This window comes from Sphaerotilus sp., from assembly GCF_041083715.1.
Classification (GTDB): domain Bacteria; phylum Pseudomonadota; class Gammaproteobacteria; order Burkholderiales; family Burkholderiaceae_C; genus Sphaerotilus.
Window position 1 is genome coordinate 1 of sequence record NZ_JBFPGY010000114.1, and the last position, 3,355, is coordinate 3,355.

The 3,355-nt window shown below is 66.4% G+C and carries 4 protein-coding genes; all 4 read right to left on the bottom strand.

Annotation, left to right across the window (positions count from 1 at the left end; translation table 11 throughout):
• Nucleotides 1–209 (bottom strand): response regulator (locus AB3X43_RS05555; protein WP_473965065.1); only part of this gene is annotated, 209 nt, incomplete at its 3' end.
• Between the two features lie 126 nt (nt 210–335).
• Nucleotides 336–1,310 carry a tripartite tricarboxylate transporter substrate-binding protein gene (locus AB3X43_RS05560; protein ID WP_369428874.1) on the bottom strand — a complete coding sequence of 325 codons (975 nt, stop codon included), beginning with the start codon at nt 1,308–1,310 and terminating at the stop codon, nt 336–338.
• Nucleotides 1,311–1,435: 125 nt separating this feature from the next.
• Nucleotides 1,436–2,698, bottom strand: coding sequence for a phenylacetate--CoA ligase family protein (locus AB3X43_RS05565; RefSeq protein ID WP_369428875.1), 1,263 nt, complete (start codon nt 2,696–2,698; stop codon nt 1,436–1,438).
• 45 nt (nt 2,699–2,743) lie between these two features.
• On the bottom strand, nt 2,744–3,355 hold a 612-nt coding region (locus AB3X43_RS05570; protein ID WP_369428876.1), incomplete at its 5' end, for an ABC transporter ATP-binding protein.

Here is a 3,355-nt window from a genome sequence, read left to right on the forward strand (position 1 = left end):
GCAGCGCGCCAATGGCGCAGCAGCCCGAGTGCATCGCCATCCGGCAGCTGGAGGTCCAGCATCACGAAATCCGCCATGCCCGGCTCCTGTGCCTGTGCGATCAGCTTGCACCAGTGCACCTGGTGGCCGGCCGCTTCCAGATGGTCGGTGACCGCCTGTCCCAAGTCGATGTCGTCTTCAAGCAGCAGCACGTGCATGGTCGGGATCATGGGAAGTATCGGGCTGCCGATTGGAGCCTTGCTGACTGAATCGATGCTGAATCATCCGATCGCCCGCCAAGCAAAAGGCCGCCCGCATCGGGCGGCCCCTGGCCTGTGGTCGAGCGTGGTTCGGCCTCAGTCGGCGTATTGGCCGGCGGCCTTGATGACCGGGCCCCACTTGGCGAGTTCGGCTTCGACAAATTTCTTGTGCTCTGCCGGATGGATGCGTGCATCGCTGATGATGTTGGCGCCCAGCGCTTCCTCATGCTTGACGAAATCGGCGTCCTTCAGCGCGGTCTTCAGAGCGCTGTTGACCTTGTCGAGCACGGCCTTCGGCGTGCCTTTGGGGGCATACAGGCCGTGCCAGATCGTGACGTTGAAGCCCTTCAGGCCCGATTCGTTCAGCGTCGGCAGGTTCTTGAGGCCTTCGGTGGTCAGGCGCTTGCTCGTGGTGACTGCATAGGCCTTGACCTTGCCGGCCGTGATCTGGCTGGTGGTGTTGGTGGTCTGGTCACACATCAGGTCGACCTGACCGCCGATCAGGTCGGTCATGGCCGGACCGGTGCCCTTGTACGGCACGGTGGTCATCTCGATCTTGACGCTCTGCTGGAACAGCAGGCCGCACAGATGCGATGCCGAACCCAGTCCGGCGTTGGCCAGATTGATCTTGCCCTTGTTGGCATCCAGCCACTTGGCGAGTTCGGCGTAGTTGGTGGCCGGCAGGCTCGGGCGCGCGATCAGCGTCATCGGTACTTCGTTGATCATGCCGAGGTATTCGAAGTCGCTGAGCGCGTCGTAGGGCATCTTGCGGTAGAGCGCCGGGGCCGTGGCCATCGCGACATGGGCCAGCAGCAGCGTGTAGCCGTCCGGGCTGGCCTTGGCCACTTTGGTGTGCCCGAGCGTGCCGCCTGCACCGGCGACGTTCTCGATGATCACCTGTCCGCCCAGCGGCTTGCGCAGGGCTTCACCCAGGTCGCGCGCCACCTTGTCCGTCGGGCCACCGGCCGCGAACGGCACGATGATCGTGATCGGCTTGTCGCCAGGGTAGGTCTGGGCCGAAGCGCCCAGGGCCAGGGTGGCCATCGCGACGGTGGTGATCAAATGCTTCATGGAGTCTCCAGTGGCGCGAAAAATCGAGGTTCCGATTGAGTGCGCCGAATCCTAGCGGCACTCCGACCGGGATGCACTTCGGAAACTACGTAACGCGCAGCGGTTCGTGCAGCCTGACCGCCGACTCACTGGTAGCTGCGCCGGTCCTCGATCACCTTGCCATCGTTGGGCAGGCTGCCGGCCGGCACGGTGACGATGTCCGCGCGCAGCTTCGTGACGTCGCGCACGGAGTCGGCCACGCGGCTGGCCAGTCCTTCGGGGGCCGTGCCGAGTTCGATGTGCAGGCGCATGCGGTCATTGGCCATTTCACCTTCGACCACCAGCCGGGCGCGAGCGATCTCCGGGTGCCGGCGCACGACCTCGGCCACCTGCGAGGGGTGCACGAACATGCCACGCACTTTGGTGGTCTGGTCGGCGCGACCCATCCAGCCCTTGATGCGCGGCGCGGTGCGGCCGGTGGGGCATTCGCCGACCAGCACGGCCGAGAGGTCGCCTGTGCCGAAGCGGATCAGTGGGTAGTCCGGGTTCAGCGTGGTCACGACCAGCTCGCCGACCTCGCCGTCCGGCACCGGATCGCCGGTGCCGGGGCGCACGATCTCCACCACCACGCCCTCGTCGATCACCAGGCCCTCGCGGGCGGCCGTTTCGTAGGCGATCAGGCCCAGGTCGGCGGTGGCATAGCACTGGTAGCCGGCGATGCCACGCTCGGCCAGCCAGTCACGCAGCGACGGCGGGAACGCCTCGCCGCTGACCAGTGCCTTGGTGATGGAGCCGATGTCAGCGCCGGCCTCCGCGGCTTTCTCGACCAGGATCTTCAGGAAGCTGGGCGTCCCGATGTAGCCTTGCGGCCGGAGTTCGGACACCGCCTGCAGCTGCAGTTCGGTATTGCCGACGCCGCCAGGAAAGACGGTGCAGCCCAGCGCGTGGGCGCCGGTCTCCATCATCGAACCTGCCGGTGTCAGGTGGTAGCTGAAGCTGTTGTGGATCAGGTCCCCGGCGCGGAAACCGGCCGCGAAGATCGCGCGGGACATGCGCCAGTAGTCGCTGCCGACGCCTTCCGGCTCGTAGATCGGGCCGGGCGACTGGAACACGCGGCGCGCGCCGGTGGACGCGGTCTGGCCCGTCCAGCCGATGGCCGAGAAGCCGCCGAAGGCCTCGCGGGCCCGCATCGCCTTCTGCCGTTCGAGCAGCTCGCTCTTGCGGGTGACGGGCAGCCGGGCCAGGGCCTCACGGCTGGTGATGCTGTTGGCATCGACGCCAGCCAGGATTTCGGCGAAGGCCGGCGTGCGGCCGGCTGCATGGGCCACCTGGACCGGCAGGGCCGCGAGCTGGGCGGCCTCGCGCAGGACATGGGCACGGGTTTCCAGGGCGTCGTAGAACTCGCTCACGGCGCGAACCTTTCTAGAGGGGGAGGGCGGGGAGGTACCGACAGCTCAGGCCAGCCAGCGCTTGCGGCGCTTGTAGCTCTTGTTGTCCTTGAAGCTCTTGCGGTCGCCGCCGCCCATGCCGAGGTAGAACTCCTTGACGTCCTCGTTCTCGCGCAGGGCCTTGGCTTCGCCGTCCATCACGATGCGGCCGTTCTCCAGGATGTACCCGTAGTCCGCATAGCGCAGCGCGATGTTGGTGTTCTGCTCGGCGAGCAGGAAGGTGACACGTTCCTTGGTGTTCAGATCCTTCACGATCTCGAACACCTCTTCCACGATCTGCGGCGCCAGACCCATCGACGGCTCGTCGAGCAGCACCATCTTCGGATTCGCCATCAGCGCGCGGCCGATGGCGCACATCTGCTGCTCGCCGCCCGAGGTGTAGGCGGCCTGGCTGGTGCGGCGTGTCTTCAGCCGGGGAAAGTAGTTGTAGACCTTCTCCAGCGTCGCCTCGACCGCCGCCTTGCCATCCTTGCGGGTGTAGGCGCCGGTCATCAGGTTCTCCTCGATGGTCAGGTGCGCGAAGCAGTGCCGGCCTTCCATGACCTGCACCACCCCGCGGTTGACCATGTCGGACGGCGAGAGCTTCTCGATGCGCTCGCCGCGCAGCTCGATCGAGCC

Coding starts and splice junctions, on each gene's coding strand:
- AB3X43_RS05560 (WP_369428874.1), bottom strand. CDS start 1,310: ATGAAGCATTTGATCACCACCGTCGCGATGGCCACCCTGGCCCTGGGC.